Below are 21,804 nucleotides of genomic sequence, written 5' to 3'. Positions count from 1 at the left end.
TCGGGTAGTTGGGAAGCACATGGGGAAGAGCCAGCCTTTGGCGTCGGTTCGGTCGAGCCTTCGGACCTATCCGACGAGGATCGCCGCGTCCGTCGCGCTCGTCGCGCTCGTCGCGGCCGTACTCGTGACGATCGCGCCGCCGCCTGCGGCGCAGGCGGCGAGTCCGTGCGGCGCCAACATCAACCCGGTCGTCTGCGAGAACCAGAAACCGGGAACCGACCCCGCGGAATGGGATATCACCGAGGCGGGTGACGAATCCATTCAGGGGTTCGCCACGGAGATCAGCGTGAACGCCGGCCAGCGCGTCGACTTCAAGGTCGACACCGATGCCCGCGCCTACCAGGTGAGGATCTACCGCACCGGCTGGTACCAGGGACTCGGCGCCCGCTTCATCACGACGGTGAATCCCTCGGCCACCCTTCCCCAGCGTCAGCCGCAGTGCATCTCCGACGTCACGACCGAACTCTACGACTGCGGCAACTGGGGGGTCTCCGCGTCGTGGACTGTTCCCGCTGACGCGGTCTCCGGTGTGTACATCGCGCGACTGGTGCGCACCGACACCGGCGGCGACAGCCACATCCTCTTCGTCGTCCGCAACGACGGCAATCGCTCGGACGTGGTCTTCCAGACCTCGGATCCGACGTGGCAGGCGTACAACCCGTACGGCGGGTCGGACTTCTACCAGGGAGCCGCGAACGGGCGCGCCTACAAGATCAGCTACAACAGGCCGATCACCACGCGCGGGACCTACGAGCATCGCAGCTTCTACTTCAGTGCGGAGTATGCCAGCGTCCGCTTCCTCGAGCGCAACGGCTACGACGTGAGCTACATCGCGGGCGTCGACACCGACCGCCGGGGCGGCGACCTGCGGAACCACAAGGCCTTCCTGTCGGTGGGCCACGACGAGTACTGGTCGGGAGCACAGCGCGCCAACATGGAGGCAGCGCGGGACGCCGGCGTCAACCTCCAGTTCCTCTCGGGCAACGAGGGCTACTGGCGCACCCGGTATGAGCCGTCGGCCGACGCCTCGCACACGCCCTACCGCACGCTGGTCTCGTACAAGGAGACGTGGAGCAACGCGAAGATCGATCCGACGGCCGAGTGGACGGGCACCTGGCGCGACCCTCGGTTCGCGAGCGCCGCGCAGGGCGGGCACAAGCCGGAGAACGCCCTCACGGGGACGATGTACACGGTCAACGACATCTCGGCCCCGCTCACCGTCACATCGTCCGAGGGCAAGCTTCGTATGTGGCGGAACACGGGGCTGAACGGCCTTTCCACCGGAGGCTCCGCGAACCTCGGTCAGGGGATCATCGGCTACGAGTCCGACGAGGACGTCGACAACGGCATGAGACCCCACGGCCTGATCAGGATGTCGACCACGAACACGACCACCACGCAGTACATGTACGACTACGGGAGCACGGTCGCCCCAGGGCCGACGCGACACAACCTCACGATGTACCGTGCGCCGAGCGGCGCGCTGGTGTTCTCGGCGGGGACGGTGCAGTGGGGTTGGGGACTCGACGACTACCACGACGGGAACGGCACGGCCGACTCGAGACTGCAGCAGTCGCAGGTCAACCTCTTCGCCGACATGGGCGTACAGCCCGGCACGCTCATGGCCGGACTCGCTGCGGCGACGAAGAGCACCGACGCGACCGCGCCCACCACCGTCATCAGCTCTCCCACCGAGGGGCAGACCATCCCGAATGGGACGTCGGTCACGGCGACCGGGACCGCATCCGACGTCGGGGGTCGCGTGGCCGGCGTCGAGGTCTCGACGGACGGCGGGGCGACCTGGCGGGTGGCTTCGGGCACGAGCGACTGGTCCTTCTCGTACATCCAGCAGGGCGACGGCCCGACGCCGATCAAGGCGAGAGCGATCGATGACAGCGCGAACTACTCGGTCGCGGCCACCACGCGAACCGTGAACGTGACCGGACCGTACTCGGGCTTCGGCTCGAGAACTCCCGCAACGGCGTCCGCAATCGACTCCCAGGCGGTTGAACTGGGGCTGCGGTTCACCCCCGCAGTCGACGGCTTCGTGACGGCGATCCGGTTCTTCAAGGGCTCCGCCAATACCGGCACCCACACCGGATCCCTCTGGAACAGCGCGGGCGAGCGCATCGGATCCGTGATCTTCCGGTCCGAGAGCGCCACCGGCTGGCAGACCGCGGAGTTCGCCGCGCCGGTCGCCGTCGTCGGGGGCACCGCCTACACGGTCTCGTACACCGCCTCCAACGGCGGCTACGCCATCGAGACGCTGCACTGGCCGTACAACGCGCGCGCCTCCTACCCCGTGACCGTCGCCTCGAACGTCGGAACGGCGACCGCCGGCGTCTACGGAGAACCGGGGCAACGCCCCACACTCACGTGGAGCGAGTCGAACTACTTCGTCGACGTCCTCATGACCAAGACCGACACGTCACCGCTGCGGATCGCGAGCCGCACGCCGGCTGCGGACAGCTCCAGCATCGCGCTCGACGCGCTCGTCACCGCGACATTCACGAGAGCCGCCGATCCCGGCAGCGTCTCGGTGCGCGTCGCCTCCGCCGCCGGAACGCAGGTGGCGGGCACGGCGTCGTACGACGCTCAGACGAAGACCGTCCGGTTCGCGCCCGCCGCACCGCTCGACGCGGAGACCCGCTACACCGTGTCACTGTCGGCGACGGACATGGCGGGCATCGCCCTCGCTGACCCGCAGTGGTCCTTCGTGACCAGAGCCGCGGATCGTGCCGAGGGAGCGTGCCCGTGCAGCCTCTTCAACGAGAGCCGAACCCCCACGATCGCGTCCGAGACCGACGGGGCGAAGGTCGTCGTGGGTGTCGGATTCACCCCCGCTGTGCAGGGGCGGATCACCGCCATCAGGTTCTACAAGGGGGAGCGGAACACGGGTGCGCACGCGGGTGCGCTGTGGACGAGCGGAGGGCAGAAGCTCGCCGGTGCGACGTTCGGCGCCGAGTCGACCACGGGCTGGCAGACGGCTCAGCTGTCCGAGCCGGTGACCGTCGCGGCGGGCACGCGCTACGTCGCCTCGTACGTCGCCCCCGACGGCGGCTACTCGATCACGCCCGGTGCCTTCGCCTCGGAGTACGTCCGCGGCCCGCTCACCGTGGCGGCGAACGATGCTCTCTTCACCTACAGCGGGGACTTCCCACAGGAGAAGTCCACGACCGACTACAGCGTCGACGTCGTCTTCGAGCCGATCATCGTCGCCCCGACGGTCGTGCAGCGGATTCCGGCGGACGGAGCAGGGGGCATCCTCCCCTCCACCGCGGTGATCGCGTCGTTCAGCGCCCCGATCGCACCCACGTACACCGGGTCGGTCACTGCCGACGGCTCTCCGGTGACCGGCGCATGGTCGCTGTCCGACGACGCCAAGGCGGTGACATTCACGCCCGGCGCACCATTCCCGAACGGAGCACGCGTGGCAGTGTCCCTGAGGAACATCGTGGGCACGTCCGGGATGCCTGGTGCCGATGCGTCGTGGTCGTTCACCGTCGCCGCGACCACGGTAGACCCGGTGACCCTGCTCGAGGACGCGACGCCCATGTCGGCCGAAACCGCCGGCACCGCGTCCGTCGAGCTCGGCATGGCGTTCACGGCGTCCGTGCCCGGTCAGGTCAGTGCGATCCGCTTCCACAAGGCGCCCGGCAACACCGGCACCCACGTGGGCTCGCTGTGGGATGCCGACGGGACACGGCTGGCGTCGGTCACCTTCGTCGGCGAGACGGAGTCCGGCTGGCAGCGGGCCGCCCTCAGCGCGCCGGTGTCGCTGACGCCGGGGCGGACCTACACCGTGTCGTATCTGGCTCCTCGGGGCGGATACTCCTACACGTCCGGCGGCTTCGCGAACCCGGCGAGCAACGGACCACTCACCGCGGTGGCTCCGCAGAACGGCAGGTACCGGTACGGCACCGGCGGCGTCGTGCCCACCGCGGTGTGGAACTCCACGAACTACTTCGTAGACGTCGAGTTCGTGCCGGGCGCGGGCTCCACGCAGCCGGTTCCGAGCATCGCGTCGATGTCGCCGACGGCGGGCGCGACGGGCGTGCCCGTCGGATCCACGGTGAGCGCCATGCTGGATCGCGATCCCGGCGGCGGCGCGGTGTCGCTCGGACTCGCCGGACCCGCGGGCCCCGTGACGGGGACGGCGAACTACAGCGGGTCGACCCGTCGCGTGACGTTCGCTCCGGCCGCACCCCTCACGAACGCGACGACTTACACGGCCACGGTCACCCTCAACGGGCTGGCGCTGGACAGCTGGACATTCCAGACCGTCGAACCGCCGGCCAGCGGCGACGTGCAGAGCCTGTTCGGCTCGGAGGAGCCGGTGGTGCCGGCCGTGACGGAGACGGCTGCCGTCGAGCTCGGCACCGTGTTCACCGTGGCAGAGCCGGGGACCGCGACGGCCATCCGCTTCTTCAAGGGCCCGGGCAACACCGGGTCGCACCGCGGGACGCTCTGGGGGCCTGACGGCGAAGTGCTCGCACAGGTGCCGTTCGTCAACGAGACGGCGACGGGGTGGCAGCGTGCCGCCCTGAGCACCCCCGTCTCGCTGCAGCCGGGCACGAGGTACACCGTGTCGTACTTCTCCCCGGCAGGGAAGTACTCCTTCACGGGCGGGTACTTCGCGCAGAGCCGCACAGCCGGCCGCATCACGGGGATCGCGGTGGACAACGGCAGGTTCACCTACGGAAGCAACGGGGGGCTGCCTGCGACGTCCTGGAACTCGACGGCCTACTTCGTGGACGCCGAAGTCGACTTCGGCACACCGCCGACTCCTGTGCCGGCTCTCGCCGGCACCGCTCCGGCGGCCGGCTCCGCCAACGTCGACCCTCAGACGGCCACGGTCACGGCGACGATCGCCCACGCGACCACCGCCACGCTGACACTGACGGCAGGGGGCGTGCCGGTCGCCGGCGCGTCCGCCTTCGACGGCGCCTCGGGCGTCGTGTCGTTCACGCCGACCGCACTCCAATGGGGGACGAACTACACCGCGACGGCCACGGCGAACGGGGCTGCACTCGCCGGGGGCACCTGGTCGTTCACGACCCTCCCTCTCGCGACGGTCTCCGCGAGGACGCCGGCCGCGGGTGCAGCAGGCGTCGACCCGGTGACCGCCAAGGTGTCGGCCACGCTCGCGAACGCGACGACCGCCGCGATCACGGTGACGCTCTCCGGTGCGAGCGTGCCGGGCACGTCGAGCTTCAACGCCACCACCGGTGCGGTCTCGTTCACCCCGAGCACGCCGCTTCTCTGGAGCAGGACGTATACCGCGACGGTGACGGCGAACGGAACGAGTATCGCCGGCGGAACCTGGTCCTTCACGACCGCCGCCAAGGCCGACCAGGTCAGCCTCTTCGCCACAGGGACACCCACGAATGCGAACGCGCGATCGGGCACCGGCCTCGCGTACCAGGTCGGCACGCGCTTCCGCACGACGGTCGCCGGGGTCGTGACCTCGGTCAAGTTCTTCAAGGGCAACCTCAACACCGGCGTGCACCGGGGATACCTGCGCTCCGCGTCGGGGACGATCCTGGGCCAGGTCACCTTCTCGAGTGAGACGGCGACCGGCTGGCAGACCGCCGTGCTGGCATCGCCGATCCGGCTGCAGCCCGGCACCGAGTATCGGGTGACCGTCTACAACGCCTCCGGCCGCTATGCCCTGACGACCGGTGGACTCGCCTCCGCGGTGGTCTCGGGACCGCTGACGAGCATCGCCACGGGCGGTGTCGCGGGCTACGGCACCGCCAACCCGACCGCCACCAGCACGAACAAGTTCTGGGTCGACGTCGTTTTCGACCCTGATGACTGACCGGAGCGGAATCCGGATGACTGCCATCTGACTACTGGATCTTGGGGGAACAGCATGTCATCACGCTTGAACGTCGCGGTCGTCGGCGCGGGCTACTGGGGGCCGAACCTGGCCCGCAACTTTCGCGCATCGGTCGACTGGAACCTCGCCGCGATCTGCGATCTCGACATCGAGAGAGCCCGCCGCGTCTCGGACAGCGTCGGCGGTGTGCACGTCACGCCGGACCTCGGCGAGGTGCTTGCAGACACGGCGATCGATGCCGTCGCCGTAGCGACGCCGGCGCGGACCCACCACCCGATCGTGCTGGCCGCGCTGGAGGCCGGGAAGAACGTCCTGGTGGAGAAGCCGCTCGCCGACTCCGCGGCTCTGGGAGCAGAGATGGTCGCGAGCGCCCGTGAGCGCGGCCTCGTGCTGATGGCCGACCACACCTATTGCTATACGCCGGCCGTTCTGAAGATCCGGGAACTGGTGGAGCAGGGATTCCTGGGCGACATCCTCTTCGTGGACAGCGTCCGCATAAACCTTGGTCTGATCCAGCCCGATGTCGACGTGCTCTGGGATCTCGCCCCCCATGACCTGTCGATCATGGATTTCGTGCTGCCCGCCGGGCTCGACGCGGACGCCGTCGCCGCTCACGGCGCCGACCCGCTCGGAACGGGGAAGGCCTGCATCGGATACCTGACCATGCCGCTCCGAAACGGCGCGATCGCACACGTGCACGTGAACTGGCTGAGTCCGACGAAGATCCGCCAGATGGTGATCGGCGGCACCCGGCGCACCCTGGTCTGGGACGATCTCAATCCGCAGCAGCGCCTCAGCGTCTATGACCGCGGAGTCGACCTCCAGCTGCAGTCGAAGGCGACGGCCGACGCCCGTGCGGCGAACGTCTCGTACCGGCTGGGCGACACCTGGGCGCCCGCCCTTCCCGAGGGCGAAGCCCTCGCGAGCGTCGCCGCGGAGTTCGCGGGGGCCATCCGCGACAAGCGGCCGGCGCGGACCAGCGGTGAGGCCGGGCTGCGTGTCCTCGCGGTGCTCGAGGCCGCCACGGCGAGCCTCGCCGAAGGCGGCGCGCCCATCCGGATAGCCGTTCGCGATCGCGAGAGGACGCTCGTCCCATGATCGAACTCGAAGGCACGCGGGCCCTGGTCACGGGAGGGGCAGGGACGATCGGGTCGACCCTCGTCGACCAGCTGCTCGAGGCCGGAGTGGCGAGGGTCGACGTCCTGGACAACCTCGTCCGCGGTCGCCGCGCCAATCTCGAGGGCTCTCTCGCATCGGGCCGCGTCGAACTCATCGAGGGCGACATCCGCGACGCCCGGCTCGTGGACGATCTGACAGCAGGCAAGGACTTCGTCTTCCACGAGGCGGCGATCCGCATCACGCAATGCGCCGAGGATCCCCGGCTCGCCCTCGAGGTGCTCGTCGACGGGACGTTCAACGTCGTGGAGTCCGCGGCCAGGCACCGCGTGACGAAGCTCATCGCGGCATCCAGCGCCTCCGTCTACGGCATGGCAGAGCGATTTCCGACGACGGAACGCCACCACCACGAGAACAACGACACCATCTACGGGGCGGCGAAGACCTTCAACGAGGGCCTTGTGCGCAGCTTCCGTGCGATGGAGGGGCTGGACTACGTGCTGCTGCGCTACTTCAACGTCTACGGCCCACGGATGGACGCGCACGGCGTGTACACCGAGGTGCTGGTGCGCTGGATGGAGCGGATCGCGGACGGCCGCCCGCCGCTGATCTTCGGCGACGGACGGCAGACGATGGATTTCGTGTGCGTGCCCGATATCGCGCGTGCCAATGTCCTCGCAGCCCGCAGCGACGTCGCCGAGGGAACGTACAACATCGCGAGCGGCACCGAGACCAGCCTGCTGGAGCTCGCGCAGGCGCTCCTGCGAGCGATGGACTCGGATCTCGGTGTCGAGCACGGTCCGGAACGTGCCGTGAACGGAGTGGCTCGCCGTCTCGCCGACACGACGGCGGCCCGGCGCGATCTCGGCTTCGAGGCTTCGATCGACCTGGATGAGGGGCTTCGCCGGCTCGTCGAATGGTGGAGTCCCCTGCGCGAGGAGATCGCGGCGGCGCGGGAGAAGGTCGCGGGATGAGTGACCGCATCAATGTCATGATGCCGTGGCTGGGTCGCGAGGAGGAGGAAGCGCTCGCCGAGGTGATCGCCAGCGGCTGGGTCGCGCAAGGACCCCGGGTGGCACGCTTCGAGCGCGAGTTCGCCTCGGCCGTGCGGTCTCGATACGCGGTCGCGACGACCAGCTGCACGACGGCGCTCCACCTGGCACTCATCGTGGCCGGGATCCGCGAAGGGGACCACGTGGTCATCCCCTCCTTCTCGTTCATCGCGACTACGAACGCGGTCCGCTACGTGGGCGCTCATCCCGTCTTCGCTGACGTCGATCCGGTGACCGGCAACGTCACCGGTGACACCGTCGCCGCAGCGCTCACACCGCGCACCCGCGCCGTCATCGCGGTCGACCAGGGGGGCGTGCCCGTCGACCTCGATGATGTCCGTGCGGTGGCCGACCCCGCGGGGATCGTGGTGATCGAGGACGCCGCGTGCGGTGCGGGATCGACCCTCAGGGGCTGTCCTGTCGGCGCGGGTGCCGAGATCGCGGCGTGGTCCTTCCATCCCCGCAAGCTCCTCACGACGGGCGAAGGCGGCATGCTGACGACGAACCACCAGTCGTGGGCGGTGCGCGCCGCGCATCTCCGGGAGCACGGGATGAGCGTCTCGGCCGCTGAGCGCCACGCATCGGCCCTCCCACCGGCGGAGACGTACGACGAGGTCGGGTACAACTTCCGCATGACCGACCTGCAGGCCGCCGTCGGCATCGTGCAGCTCGGGCGCCTCCCCGAGATGGTGGCCCGAAGGCGCAGGATCGCCGCGCGCTACCAGGCCGCTGTCGACGGAGTGCACGGACTCCGCGCCGTGACCGATCCACCGCACGGCACGACCAACTACCAGTCGTTCTGGGTCGAAGTGGACGACGAATACCCGACGGATCGAGAGGGACTGCTCGAGGCACTGGCCGTGGCGGACATCTCGGCGCGACGGGGCATCATGGCCGCACATCGCCAGGCGCCGTATCGGCATCTGACGCCGCCGGAGGGTCTTCCCGCCACTGAGCGGCTCACCGATCGCACGCTGATCCTCCCCATGTTCCACCACCTGAGCGACGCGAACCAGGACCGTGTCATCGACGTGCTGCGCGATCCCGTGGGGGGCCGGCGATGACCGAGAGCGTGATCCTGGTCGGCGCCAGTGGGCTGGCGCGAGAGGTGATCGCGGCCGGATCGGCCGAGATCGTCGGGATCCTCGACGACGATCCCGTCCTGCACGGCACGGAGATCGCCGGCATCCCCGTCGTCGGCGGGGTGGCGGATGCCGCGCACCGCGCCGGCAGGCTGCTCGTCTGCGTGGGGTCCGGCGCGGCGCGACGGGACATCGTGCGACGCCTCCGCCGGATCGGCGTCGGAGCCGATCGGTTCATGACCTTCGTGGCACCCTCGGCCCGCATCGGCAGGTCCTCACGGCTCGGCCCCGGCAGCATCCTCCTCGATGCCGTCGTGGTAACCGCGGATGCCTCGATCGGCAGGCACGTGGTCGTGATGCCGAACGTCACGATCACGCACGACGCCGTGCTCGAGGACTTCGTCACCCTGGCGGCCGGCGTGTCCCTCGGTGGCGCGGTGCGCATACGCGAGGGCGCATACATCGGCATGAACGCGTCCGTGCGACAACACCTCGTCGTGGGGGCGGATGCCACGCTGGGCATGGGTGCCGCGCTGCTCAGCCACGTCCCCGACGGCGAAACGTGGGCGGGCGTTCCCGCCCGCCGGCTGGAGCGACGTCCATGAACGTCGATGTTCCCTTCCTCGACCTCCGCGCCCAGCAGGCGGAGATCGCCGACGAGGTCCTCCGGGTATGGCGCGCTCAGCTGGCCTCAGCCGATTTCATCGGCGGTCCGGAGATCGAGGCCTTCGAGCAGGAGTACGCCGAGTACATCGGCGTCGGCCACGTCGTCGGCGTCTCGAACGGCACGGACGCGCTCGAGCTCGCTTACCGAGCCGTCGGGGTCGGCGCGGGCGACGAGGTCATCATGCCGGCGAACACCTTCATCGCGACGGCGGAGGCGGCATCCCGCATCGGCGCGGTCCCGGTGTTCGTCGACGTCGACGTCGACCACCTCCTGATCGATCCGGACGCGGTCGAGGCCGCCGTCACGCTGAGGACGCGGGCGATCGCGCCCGTGCACCTCTTCGGCCAGACCGCGCCGCTCGAGGCCGTCTCAAGGTGCGCGGCCGTGCACGACATCGCGATCGTCGAGGACGCAGCCCAGGCGCACGGCGCGTCCGGCCCCGCGGGCCGCGCCGGCACGATGGGTCGCGTCGCAGCGACGAGCTTCTACCCCGGCAAGAATCTCGGCGCCGCCGGCGATGGCGGCGCCGTGCTGACCGATGACGCGCACTGTGCCGCACTGGTGCGCAGCCTCGCGGCTCATGGGAGCACGGTGAAGTACGTCCATGATCAGATCGGCATGAACGCGCGTCTGGATGCGGTCCAGGCGACCGTGCTGCGCGCGAAGCTCCGCCGGCTCGACGTATGGAACGCCGGGCGTCGCGCTGCTGCCGCGCGCTACGCGGAACTGCTCGGCGACGTCGACGCCGTACGCCTCCCGTCGGTGCGCCCGGGCAACGAAGACGTGTGGCACCTGTACGTGGTGCGCGTGCAGGACCGGGATCGGGTGGCGACCGACCTCACCGCAGCTGGTATCGGCACCGGCATCCATTACCCGACACCGGTGCCGCTCACGCCCGCGTACGCGCAGTCCGGATATCGCCGAGGACAGTTCCCGGTCGCGGAGGCCGCGGCCCGCAGCATCCTGTCGCTCCCCATGTTCCCCCATCTCACGGAGAGCCAGCAGGAAAGTGTGGCGGCGGCCGTTCGCGCGGCGACGGGTTCCCCCGCGGGCAGCCGGTCGCTGGTGGGACAGCGAGAGGGATGACGGCATGAGCTACCGACTGCCCTCGGCACCGCGGCGCCGCCACACGGCGACCGTCGTGATCCCCTGCTACAACTACGGTCGCTACCTCCCGGCTGCCGTCCGCGCCGCCCTGGACCAGCGCTCGGTCGACACCCGCGTGATCATCGTGGACGATCACTCGCTCGACGGGTCGGCGGAGGTCGCCCACCGGCTGGCAGCGGAGGACGCACGGGTGACCGTGATCGTGCACGAGACCAACCGGGGGCACATCGCCACCTACAACGACGGTCTTGCGGCCGTCGACACCGAGTTCGTCACCCTCGTCTCGGCGGACGATCTACTCGCTGCGGGAGCGCTGGATCGTGCCGCCGCCGTGATGGAGCGTCATCCCCGCGTCGGGCTCGTGTACGGCAAGGTGGTTCGCTTCGCGGATGCCGTACCGGCGGCCAGATCCTATGGCGCGGGCGTCTGGCGGATCATACCGGGGCGGGCGTGGGTCGACGAGGTGGTCTCGCAGGGGTTCAACCCGATCATGTCCCCGGAGGCCGTGCTCCGGACGACGGCGTTGAAAGAGGTGGGTGGCTACAACCCCCGACTGCCGCACTCGGGCGACCTGGAGTACTGGCTGCGGCTCGCGGTCGGGTGGGATGTGTGCCAGATCCGAGGGGCCGTACAGGCCTACTACCGAGTGCACGGCGGCAACATGCACCTCACGCGGTTCGACGGCGGGATCGACAACATCCAGCAGAAGCTGGCGGCGTTCGACGTGCTCCGCTCGGAGACTCTCTCCGCCGCGGGCCACTGGGGGACGGAGGTGCACGCCCGAGGCGTGCGGTCGCTCGTCGAGGAGTCGCTCGGCAGCGCGAGAGCGCGGATCGAGCGGGGCGAAGTGGGCGATGCTCTGCCCTTCCTCGGCTTCGCCCAGCGGCATGCGGCCCAGCCTGCGCACCAACGCATGGCATCCGTGCTGCGGAGCGAGATCGAAGATCGAGGCCCGGACGGAGCCGGGCGATGGTGAACGACGACGGCATCGCCACTCCGGTCTCCCTGACGACCCGCGCGGCGTCCAGCATCGGCTGGCTGACGGCCCAGACATGGGCCGCCAAGATCGGCGGCTTCGCGACGATGATCCTCCTCGCTCGGCTGCTGACTCCGGCCGACTTCGGCTTGGTCGCGGTGGCAATGTCGGTCCTGCCCCTGGTGTACCTCGTTGCCGACCTCGGATTCGGCACGTTCCTCGTCCAGGCCGATTCGCTCCAGCCCATCATGGTGCGGACCGCGTTCTGGTACTCCCTCGGCTCAGGCGTCGTTCTCTGCGCGGGGCTCATCCTGACCGCCCCCCTTCTCGAGGCGATGTTCGGGATCACGGGCGCTGCCCTCGTCATCGTCGCTGTGAGTCCCGCGGTCGTGTTCGTCAGCCTCGGCTCCGTCCCCACCGCGCTGCTTCGCCGGGGGATGCGGTTCCGGGCGCTCTCGCTCCAGAACGGCGCAGCGGCGATCGCCGCGCAGGCGGTGGCCATCGTGCTGGCGCTGGCAGGGGCCGGCGTCTGGGCGCTCGTGGCGCAGATGTGGGTGTCGCAGATCATCGGTCTGGCGGGGGCATGGATCACGTCGAGATGGCGACCTGGAAGGGGCTTCTCGTGGCGGCAGTTCCGGACCATGGCGGCCTTCGGCACCAATGTGATGGCGGTGAACGGCGTTGCCCTCGCTCACGTGTGGGCGGAGAACGCGATCGTGTCGAACGTCCTGGGCGCGAGCGCCCTCGGTCAGTTGAGCGTCGCCCAGCGACTGGTGCAGACGACGCAGGACCTCGCCGGATCGGCCATCGCCCCCGTCTCGACAGTCGTGTTCGCCCAGGTCCGCGACGACCCTGCCCGACTGCGGCGCGGGTACGACCGGGCGATCAGCATGACCTACGTCCTCATCACTCCCGCGCTGACCGCCGTGGCGGTAACGGCGCCGGTCCTCGTGCCGCTCCTCTTCGGTCCCCAGTGGACCCAGAGCATCGGCGTCACTCAGGCGCTCGCGATCGCGGCGGTCTTCGCGGTCGGAGCGATGCTCGACCATGGGCTGTTCTACGGGCTCGGGCGTCCCGGACGGTGGCTCGCCTACGCGGTGGTGGTGGATGTCGGCGCGGTGGTCGTCACCGCCTTCGCCGTGCAGTCGGGCATCACAGGGGTCGCGGTGGGCTTCCTCGCCGTGGCGGTGCTTGCGACGATCGTCCGCTGGTTCCTCGTTTCGAGGGCGATCGGCCTGGGGTTGTGGGCCGTCGCTCGACGCACGGTCGCGGTGGTCGTGATCGCAGGGGTCGCCGGCGTGGCCGGATGGGCGGTGGGCGCGATGGCAGCCCCCCTTCCCGCGGTGCTCCAGATCGCGGCCGCCGGAGCCACCGTCTTCGTCGTGCACCTGGCCCTGTCGAGCATCCTCCTGCGCGGCGCGTTCCTCGAAGTGGTGCGCGGCGTCCGCGGGCGCGTTCGGCGGATGCAGGGGGCGGTGTAGGAGGTGATCGGGATGCCGCAGCCGGTGCGAGCGCGGGGGGAGAGTCGAAGGACCGCCGCCGGGTTCTATCTCGCCCTCGAGCGGCTGGGGCGCTGGCTGCCGGTCCCGGTCCGCAGGTTCGCCCGCAGGCTTGTCCCGACGTCGTCCGAGGCAGTGGTCATCCCCGGATGGTCGGAGCGGCTCGACGGTCGAGGAGACGTGGTGTGGCCCCCGCGCGCGGACTCGGCGCTCCCGCCGGAACAGCGGTCGGTGACCGATCTTCCGCCGGTTGCGCGCTGCCTGCTCGTCACGGGCACCCTCGACGCCGGTGGCATGGATGAGTTCGTCGCGTTCCTGGCGCAGGGGCTGCGGGCACACGGCATCCGGACGGCGGCTCTGCTGGCGCCCCTCGACGAGGGAGCGCCGGACGGGGAGATCGCGCGGCGACTGAGGCACGCCGGAATCGAGGTTCGCGACGGCGCCACCAACCAGCCAGAGGCCGTGTCGTGGGTGCGCGCCTGGCGTCCGGACGTCATCGCGGTGCATGGCAACGCCACGTGGCCCATAGACCTCGCCGGTGAGATGTCCGTTCCGGTCGTGCTCGTGCTCCACGGCTTGCACGATCTGTTCGGGGCGCCCGAGCAGGAGGTGCTCGAGCGGTACCGCAGGGCTGCTCTGGTCATCTGCGTGAGCGAGCTGGTGAGGCAGCAGTACCTGTCCATGTTTCCCGTCATCGACCCGACCCGCGTGCGCACGATCCCCAATGGGATCGCACCCGTGACCATGCCGTCGGGCGGCCGCACCGCCGCGCGTGCTGCGCTGGGTCTGACCGACGAGTTCCTGTTCCTCTCGCTTTCGCGGCACGCCCTCCAGAAGAACACCTACGGCCTGGTCTCGGCCTTCGGCGAGGTCGCGGAACGCGATCCGCGCGCGGTCCTCGTCGTCTGCGGACGCGAAGACGACCTCGCCTACACGCGGCAGGTCATCGCCCTGCGGGAACGTCTGGCATGCCCGGGGCGGGTCCATCTCCGCGGCGGCACCACGCGCACGGACGTGCTCCTCGCGGCGGCGGACGCGTTCGTCCTCGATTCGTTCTTCGAAGGCTGGGCGCTCGCGAGCATGGAATCGCTGTCGGCGGGCGTTCCGGTGATCCTCAGCGAGGTCGGCGGCGCGCGCGAACAGCTCGAGGGCGGCCCGTCCCGCGGCATCCTGGTGAAGAATCCACTCGGAGATCCGCTCGCCGTGGACTGGACGTCCATCGGATCGGCCCGCTTCGTCCGTCAGGCGAATCGGGAGGAACTGGTCGAGGCGATGATCGCGGTGTCCGCGGGCGCCGTGCGTTTCGCCGATTCCGAGGTCATCGCCGCCGATGCCGCCGAGCGGTTCAGCGAGGACCGGTGCCTCGCGCTGCATGCGCGCGTACTGCGCGAGGTCGCGCATGACCGGGGCGCGATGGTGAGAAGTGCGGAGGCAGGACGATGACGCTCGCCACCCCCGGTCAGCTCGCGCGCTCCGCCGCGGAACGGTACCGGACCTACGCTGATCTGCGGTGGCGTCGGCTGCCCGAGCTGCGGGTGAAGCGCGGCACAGCCACCCCGACGATCTACTACCTCGCGCCGCACGTGAAGAAGCCGGCCGGTGGGGTTCGAGTGGCGTACCGACACGTCGACCTGCTCAATGAGCTGGGCTTCAAGGCGGCGGTGCTGCACGATCGCCGCGGATACCGTCCATCCTGGTTCCAGTCCACGACCGCCGTCGTGTCGTCCGACGAGCTCGAGTTCCGCTCCGACGACATCCTGGTGGTGCCCGACGTCTACGGCACCTCGCTGGCCGCCCTCAACCCCGACATCCGGGTTGTGGTGTTCAACCAGGGCGCCCATTACACATTCGAGGCGCTCGACTACGGCAGCACGGGTCCGGGTGCGCCCTACCTCGATGTGCCGCGGCTCGAGGCGATCGTCACCGTCTCGAAGGACAGCGCCGCGCTCCTCGCGCACTCGTTCCCCGGCATCCGGATCGACATCGCTCGGCCCGTCGTCGACCCACAGGTGTTCCATCCGGGGCGGGATGTGCGCGACAGGACCTTCGCGTACGTGCCGACCCGCCGCCAGAGCGAGCTCAACCACGTCGTCCATGCGCTCCGCGCCCGAGGATCGCGGTGGAGCCCTCTTCCTCTCACCGGGCTCACCGAGACCGCGCTGGCGGACGCGCTGCGCCGTGCCGCCGTGTTCGTGAGCCTCAGCGACCGCGACGGGTTCGGTCTCCCCCCAGCAGAGGCGATGGCGTGCGGATGCTACGTCGTCGGGTACTCCGGCGGGGGCGGCGACGAGTTCTTCGATCCCGGGTACTGCACGCCGGTCGGATCGACCCTCGAGCTCATCCGCGAGTTGGAGCGCACCATGCGGCGTCCGCTCGACGATCTGGCGCGCGCGGGAGCGCACGCCTCTGCGGTCATTCTCGATCGATACAGCGCTGACGGCCTGCGCGCAGACCTGTCGGCGATCTACGCGGAACTGGTCAAGACATGACGGTTCGCGCTCTCCTGATGACGATGCTGCGGCGCTGGTATGCAGTGCTCGCAGCACTCCTCGTGGCCGCCGCGATGACGGGGCAGTTCATGCAGGACAGCGGCGTGCACGCCTCCAAGACGACGGTCGTGTTCACCTGGCCCGGCACGAGCACGCTCATGCCGTACAACGGAAACGACAGCTGGAGCCTCATCGCCTTCGCCCAGACCGTCGCCACCGTGGTCAACGACGGTCGGGTCCACACGGAGGTGTACGCGAACAGCGATGCTCCGCTGTACGGCGCCGGCATCCGCGAAGCGGTCGTCGTCGCCGTGCAGGAGGAGGGGAACCAGTGGAGCTCCAGCACATCTTCCGCGACGATCGAGATCCAGGTCGTGGGCCGCACGCGCGACTGGGTGCAGGATCAGCAGGACGCGATCGTGGCCCGCATCGAGAGCGTCGCGGCGACGGAGCAGCGCTCCCGCAGCGTTCCCGAGGGCGATCGCATCGAGGTGCACGTGGAGCCGCTCACCCGAGCGATCGAGGACGTTCGGCCGTCGCGCACGGCGCGGTTCGCAGCCTTCGGGGCGATGGCGGCGCTGGGTCTGCTCGGCGGCGCCACGGCGGCGTGGATGCTCGACCGCAGTGCCCTGCGCCGCCGCTCGCGTGCGCGAGCCGGCGCTCACCCATTCAGTGACGGGGGTCGATCTCGATGAACGTGCTGGACGTGCTCCGTGGCCTCATGCGCCGGTGGTACATCGTCGTCCCGGGCATACTGCTCGCCGCCACGATGGCGTTCGCGATGTGGACGCTGACTCCGCCGCAATACGAGCGGAACGCGTCGCAGCTGCTGCTCCCCGGCGAGGGGGTGCTGCCCGAAGGCGCCACGAACCAGTTCCTCTACACCGGCGGGCTGTCTCCGGTCGCGGACGTCCTCACGCGCGCGGTGGCCTCGGACGACACGGTCCGCGGCTTCGTCCAGAGCGGTGCAGAGGTCACCATCGCGCGGGATGCCACCGCCTCCAGCCCGGTCGTGGCGATCCAGGTCACCGCCGAGAGCGATGAGGTGGCTGCCGAGATGCTGTCGACCATCGTGGAGCAGGCCGAGGTCACCCTCGAGGAGCTCCAGGCCGATCAGGGCATCCCGCCGGGCGACCGGGTGACGATCTCCAACATCTCCATCGATGAGGAGAGCACCGTCAGGGAGCGATCGCGGATCGTCGTGACCCTGGTCGCGGGACTCGCGACACTGCTCTTCGCGCTGATCGTGGCGAGCGCGGTCGACGGGTTCGCGATGAAGCGCCGGCGCCGGATGCGCGCCTCGGTCGCGGAGGAGATCGACCAGCAGGTCGACACGGAGTACGACGACGATGCGGGTGACCTGTCCGACCCCAGCGAGGTGCCCGAGTTCCTGCCTGTCGCCAACGCACCCCGTGCTGAAGACCTCGACGAGGCGGAGGAGCCGACCGACGCGGTCGTCGCCCCGGACGCATTGCCGGAGGCCGAGCTCACCGGTGACCCCGATCAGCAGCCGGCCGCGTCAGCGCCGACGGGCGGCAAGAAGGTCCGCTCACCATCCGGGAAGCGCCGATGAACCCGGGGGCGAACGAGTCATGAGCACGCAGCAGTTCGCTCCGGTGGCGGCCCTCGACCATCGGGGAATCCGCCGGCCCCGTCGGCTGACGGCGGACGCGATGCTGTGCGTGTACGTCATCCTGCTGTTCGCTGTTCCCTCGAATATCGGGATCACGGGCATGGGCGGTCTCGGGCGGCCGTCCCTCCTCTGGGGCCTCGCTCTCCTGCTGTGGTGGGTTCTGAGCCATCTCCAGGCCAGGGGAGCCGACGTCATCACCCCGACCCAGCCTGTCCGCTGGATGCTCGGCCTCCTCGTGCTCGTGATCCTGGCGAGCTTCGCAGCCGCCATGCTGCGGGGGCAGCCGGGCGACCAGGTCAGTCCTGCGATCAGCTCCCTCGTGCGACTCGCGTCGTGGGGCGGCGTCATCCTCGTGGCGATGGACGGCATCCGGACCCACAATGCCGCCGCCCGGGTCGTACGGGTCCTGGTCGTGGCAGTGGGATGCGTGTCGGCGCTCGGCGTCGCGCAGTTCCTGCTCGGATCGAGTCTGCTCGAATGGATGGGCTCGCTGCCGGGGCTGTCATACGACTGGGGCGGCATCGACAGTCGTGGCCGATTCACGCGAGCATCCGGAACGGCGACGCATCCCCTCGAGTTCGTCTCATCGATCGTGACCGTCCTGCCGATCGCGATCGCCGCGGCGATATCGGGAGGCTTCCGCCAGCAGCCGCGCCGTCGAGGTCTGTGGTGGCTGATCGTGGGACTCATCCTTTTCATCTGTCTCGTGTCCGTCTCCCGGTCCGCGATCATCGGGCTGGTGGTGGCCCTCGTGCTCGTTCTGCCGTGGATACCGCGGGCCTACCGGTTCGCGAGTGTGGCCGGTGGCCTGTGCATCGCGGCGGCCGTCGTCGTCGTCGTGCCCGGCATGTGGACAGCCACCCTCGCGCTGTTCGTGAACGCATCAGCGGACACCAGCACGCAATCGCGCACCGGAGCGCTCGAGAAGCTGCCGCAGTTCATGGAGTCTTCGCCCCTGATCGGACAGGGGTGGGGGACCTTCCTGTCCCGCTATTACGTCTTCGACAATCAATGGGCCGCCACGCTCGTCGAGATCGGACTGCTCGGCGCCTTCGCCTTCGCTGCGCTGATCGCCGTGGCCGTGTGGAGCTCCCTCGGCGCGTCTCGGAATTCCAGGTCTCCTGAGACGAAGGTCCTCGGCGGCGCGGTGAGCTCCGGTCTGATCACCGTGACCGTCCTGCTCTTCTTCTTCGACGGGCTGAGCTTCCCCATCACCGCAGGGGTCTTCGTGCTCCTCCTCGGGATGGCCGCAGCCCTGCGCCGCATCGCGCTCTCCGACGCCGGAGTGCGCGCAACGATCGCCGACGTGGAGCGCGCGCCGCACAGCGGACGCGAAGGCCGGGGTCGGTAGCGCGATGGAGTCGGAGGCGCCCGCTGACACCCTGATCGACGTCCTGTACACGGACCTCGGGCGGGGATGGGTTCCCATCACTCGGCTGGCCTCCCTGACGGCGCGCGTGCTCGGCGCACGACTCGTCACCTTCCGCAGCCGCCGCTACGAGCGGCAGCTGGCGCTGTTCGCCGCCCGGCAGCGCCTGCCCCCTCGCCGCGGCGGCGAACGGATCGCGTTGGTGATCGCCGCACGACCGGAGCACCTCACCGCTGTGCTGCGGCTCGGCCCGCTCACCAGTCGCTACGCGAGCGTGGTCGGCTGGGTGATCGATTCGTTCTGGCACGAACGCATCCCGTACGTGTCTCGGACCGGCCGGTTCGACAGGATCTACGTGACGGACGAGGACGACGTGGGTGACTGGCGCTCCGCTTGCGCCACCACTCCCATACATGTCCTGCCCTGGGGCGCCGACACCGCGCAGGCGGTGCCGGTGCGCAAGACGGTGGACATCCAGCGGCTCGGACGGATGCCGCCCGCGTGGGACGACGATGCGGAGGGATCCGGATGGGCGCGCGCGCAGCATCTCGACTATCGCGGTCGGCCGTCCTTCGGACAGGATGACGCGGAGGCGCAGCGCAACGTGGATGACGCGCTCGCGGTCGCGCGGTTCGTCCTGGCGTTCTCGAACCTGACCAGCGGCGCGTCCTACACGCACCCGACGCGGGACTACCTCACCGCGCGCTGGACGGACGGTCTCGCGCACGGCGCGGTCGTGGCCGGCGCGGCCCCGGCGAGTACGACGGCCCGCGAGCTCCTCTGGCCGGGGGCGACGCTGGAGCTTCCCCCGGACGACCTGCGGGGCGGCATGGCCCTTCTCGCCGAGGCGAACAGCGGATGGACGCCCGAGACGGCGGAGGCGAATCGTCGCCGCGCACGGGATCTGCTCGATTGGAGGCTTCGCATCGCGGTCATCGCTCGGGACCTCGGCATCACGTCCGCGATCCTCGAGGAGGAGCTGCGAGCGATCGCGAAGGCGTGACGGACGCGGCGAACGCGCGCGCCGCGGTCACGGCCGGCGGTCCCGCCCTTCGACCGTCGCGTCGATGATGCGACGGCGGTCCGCGAGGCTGAGCTCCTCGGTGGACTGAATCGCCACGCCGACCTGATGCGGCGCCATGCCGGCCATGAAGGCGGAGAGGCCCTCCGACGTGGCCAGATCGTAGAACCAGCCCGCGTGCACGAGATCCTCGGTGGTGAAGAGGTGCCCGGATCGCGCTCCGCCGAGCACGTGCTCGACGAAGACGCCGTAGAGGATGTACTCCGAGAACGCCGACCGGGATGCGACCGCCTTGTCCCAGCGTCTGCCGGTATTCCGGGCGATGGCCTCTTGGAGGAGCAGGAGCACGGAGCGCCGCCAGGTGATGAGGTTGCCGATGTAGTCGGATCCGAGGTAGCCGTCGGGCTCCATGCCCAGCATCTGCGCGGCGACCCGGTGCCAACGCACGTGGTCATCGCTGTCGGCGGTCGCGCCGGGGACCCGGTACAGTCGCGCCTGTCCTCCGAACACCAGCCGATCTCCGCCGAAGGCGGACGTCAGCTCGATGTCGCTGTCCGCGAAGACGATCACCTCCCGATCGCAATATGAGGGAGCCGCCAGCTTGACGATCTGCTGCACGATCCATCCGCGCGCCAGACCGGCGGGAGTGAGCCACATCTCGCGGATGCGGCGATGCAGTCGTCCGATGCGGATCTCCTGCGGCGCAGGGATCCGTCGGTACCCGGGGGGCAGCACGTCATCCACGATGACGATGCGGCGCCGGTCCGAGCGGAGGGGCTCGAAGAGGGCTGCGTCGACCCGCGAGACGACCAGCAGGTGCTCGATGGCCGGGTCCAGGTACCGGTCGACGCTGCGGCAGAGTTCGCGCGCGAGTCCGAGATCGCCCCGATAGCTCACGGTGAGCAGCGACACGTCGTGGGCCCCAGTGATCGTCGGCGGTTCCATCATGCGCCTCCTTCGGCAGCAGGCTGCTGCGGCGCGGCGGCGCCGGAGTGCGGGAGCGAAGCCCACGTGCGCCCGGAGGCGACGGTGCGCAGTGTCGCGCGATGCTGCGCGCGCGCCGACCGGAGGAACTCGCCCATGATGACGGTTCCGCGGTACGCGGCGGTCCAGGCGGCGCTGTGGTGCTTGCGGGCGTATCGGATGCGGTTGACGGCGAGGAGCCGGTCGAGTGCGCCCGAGCTGCCCGATCCGCCCTGAGAATGGTGGACGATCGCCGTCGGCTCGTACCAGACCTCGTACCCCGCCCGACGCACCCGCCGGCAGTAGTCCGTCTCTTCGGAGTAGAGGAAGAACCGCTCATCCCACTCGCCGACGGTGGCTGCGGCATCCCGTGACACGAGCAGCGCGGCGCCGGTCGCCCAGTCCATCCTGCGCGCTGTCTCGTACTGGGCGGGGTCGCGGACGGACTCGGACAAGGCTGCAGGGCGACGTTGCCAAAAGCGGCCGAGAACAGCATCGGCGAGCGATCGCGAGATGCGGGGCTCATTGTGGAGGGAGGATGCTGTGCCGCCGCTGGCGTCGCGGATCCGGGGCGCGACGATCCCGGCGCCGGATCGCGCCGCGAGCGAGCGGCGAAGGGTGCGGACGGCGCCCCGCTCGACGCGGAGATCGGGGTTCAGGATGAGGACCGCGTCGGCGTCTCCGACGTGGCGCATCGCGACGTTGATCCCGCCGGAGTATCCCAGGTTGCCCCCGGTGGGCACCGTGACGAGGTCGGGATGCCGTGCCAGCTCGGCGAGGGTCGCATCCGTCGACGCATTGTCGGCCACAACGACGCGCATCGACAGGTCCTGGGTCTCCGCACGCAGGGACTCGACGAGCGCGCCGATGTCGCGCGCGCTGTTGTAGGTGACGACGACCACGGCGACGTCCACGGGTCCGCTCGTACGGAAGGCGACGGTCATGGCGTCGTTCCCCGCGTCGCGCTCGGCACCGCTCCGCCTATGTG

The 21,804-nt window shown here is 69.8% G+C and carries 16 protein-coding genes; 14 read left to right on the top strand and 2 right to left on the bottom strand.

What is annotated here, in order from left to right:
• The first annotated feature begins 19 nt into the window (after window positions 1–19).
• From JX005_RS12840 to JX005_RS12775, 14 genes are read left to right on the top strand one after another with little or no spacing between them, the layout of a single operon-like run.
• Window positions 20–5,821 (top strand): DUF4082 domain-containing protein, encoded by a 5,802-nt coding sequence (locus JX005_RS12840; RefSeq protein WP_214467941.1) that lies wholly within the window; start codon window positions 20–22, stop codon window positions 5,819–5,821.
• 54 nt (window positions 5,822–5,875) lie between these two features.
• On the top strand, window positions 5,876–6,940 hold the full coding sequence (locus tag JX005_RS12835) for a Gfo/Idh/MocA family protein (RefSeq protein WP_214467940.1): 1,065 nt from the start codon (window positions 5,876–5,878) through the stop codon (window positions 6,938–6,940).
• The gene (locus JX005_RS12830; protein WP_214467939.1) at window positions 6,937–7,932 is read left to right on the top strand and encodes an NAD-dependent epimerase/dehydratase family protein; all 996 of its coding nucleotides are present in this window, start codon (window positions 6,937–6,939) and stop codon (window positions 7,930–7,932) included. The genes JX005_RS12835 and JX005_RS12830 overlap by 4 nt, the downstream gene beginning before the upstream one ends.
• Window positions 7,929–9,074, top strand: a complete 1,146-nt coding sequence (locus JX005_RS12825) for a DegT/DnrJ/EryC1/StrS family aminotransferase (RefSeq protein ID WP_246533937.1) — start codon at window positions 7,929–7,931, stop codon at window positions 9,072–9,074. The genes JX005_RS12830 and JX005_RS12825 overlap by 4 nt, the downstream gene beginning before the upstream one ends.
• Window positions 9,071–9,697 carry a NeuD/PglB/VioB family sugar acetyltransferase gene (locus tag JX005_RS12820; protein ID WP_214467938.1) on the top strand — a complete coding sequence of 209 codons (627 nt, stop codon included), beginning with the start codon at window positions 9,071–9,073 and terminating at the stop codon, window positions 9,695–9,697. The genes JX005_RS12825 and JX005_RS12820 overlap by 4 nt, the downstream gene beginning before the upstream one ends.
• Window positions 9,694–10,845 (top strand): DegT/DnrJ/EryC1/StrS family aminotransferase, encoded by a 1,152-nt coding sequence (locus JX005_RS12815; RefSeq protein WP_214467937.1) that lies wholly within the window; start codon window positions 9,694–9,696, stop codon window positions 10,843–10,845. Before JX005_RS12820 ends, JX005_RS12815 begins: the two co-directional genes overlap by 4 nt.
• 4 nt (window positions 10,846–10,849) lie before the next feature.
• Window positions 10,850–11,842, top strand: a complete 993-nt coding sequence (locus JX005_RS12810; protein WP_214467936.1) for a glycosyltransferase family 2 protein — start codon at window positions 10,850–10,852, stop codon at window positions 11,840–11,842.
• On the top strand, window positions 11,836–13,323 hold the full coding sequence (locus JX005_RS12805) for a lipopolysaccharide biosynthesis protein (protein ID WP_214467935.1): 1,488 nt from the start codon (window positions 11,836–11,838) through the stop codon (window positions 13,321–13,323). Before JX005_RS12810 ends, JX005_RS12805 begins: the two co-directional genes overlap by 7 nt.
• Window positions 13,324–13,335: 12 nt before the next feature.
• Window positions 13,336–14,784, top strand: coding sequence for a glycosyltransferase family 4 protein (locus JX005_RS12800; RefSeq protein WP_214467934.1), 1,449 nt, complete (start codon window positions 13,336–13,338; stop codon window positions 14,782–14,784).
• Window positions 14,781–15,830, top strand: coding sequence for a glycosyltransferase (locus tag JX005_RS12795; RefSeq protein ID WP_214467933.1), 1,050 nt, complete (start codon window positions 14,781–14,783; stop codon window positions 15,828–15,830). Before JX005_RS12800 ends, JX005_RS12795 begins: the two co-directional genes overlap by 4 nt.
• Entirely contained in the window at window positions 15,827–16,525 is a 699-nt protein-coding gene (locus JX005_RS12790; protein WP_214467932.1) for a hypothetical protein, read from the top strand. The genes JX005_RS12795 and JX005_RS12790 overlap by 4 nt, the downstream gene beginning before the upstream one ends.
• Window positions 16,522–17,403 carry a YveK family protein gene (locus JX005_RS12785; protein WP_214467931.1) on the top strand — a complete coding sequence of 294 codons (882 nt, stop codon included), beginning with the start codon at window positions 16,522–16,524 and terminating at the stop codon, window positions 17,401–17,403. The genes JX005_RS12790 and JX005_RS12785 overlap by 4 nt, the downstream gene beginning before the upstream one ends.
• Window positions 17,404–17,422: 19 nt before the next feature.
• On the top strand, window positions 17,423–18,814 hold the full coding sequence (locus tag JX005_RS12780; RefSeq protein ID WP_214467930.1) for an O-antigen ligase family protein: 1,392 nt from the start codon (window positions 17,423–17,425) through the stop codon (window positions 18,812–18,814).
• 4 nt (window positions 18,815–18,818) lie between these two features.
• On the top strand, window positions 18,819–19,835 hold the full coding sequence (locus JX005_RS12775; protein WP_214467929.1) for a glycosyltransferase family 1 protein: 1,017 nt from the start codon (window positions 18,819–18,821) through the stop codon (window positions 19,833–19,835).
• A gap of 27 nt (window positions 19,836–19,862) precedes the next feature.
• Here JX005_RS12775 and JX005_RS12770 read toward each other — a convergent pair whose 3' ends face one another.
• Window positions 19,863–20,801: a DUF6492 family protein gene (locus tag JX005_RS12770; RefSeq protein WP_214467928.1), complete on the bottom strand. Its 939-nt coding sequence runs from the start codon at window positions 20,799–20,801 to the stop codon at window positions 19,863–19,865.
• The gene (locus JX005_RS12765) at window positions 20,798–21,760 is read right to left on the bottom strand and encodes a glycosyltransferase family 2 protein (protein WP_214467927.1); all 963 of its coding nucleotides are present in this window, start codon (window positions 21,758–21,760) and stop codon (window positions 20,798–20,800) included. The genes JX005_RS12770 and JX005_RS12765 overlap by 4 nt, the downstream gene beginning before the upstream one ends.
• Window positions 21,761–21,804 lie beyond the last annotated feature (44 nt).

Origin of the sequence: Microbacterium flavescens, assembly GCF_018588945.1 — a bacterium.
Lineage (GTDB): Bacteria > Actinomycetota > Actinomycetes > Actinomycetales > Microbacteriaceae > Microbacterium > Microbacterium flavescens.
Note: the sequence above shows the minus strand (reverse complement) of the source record. Positions and strands in the feature narration are given on the sequence as shown.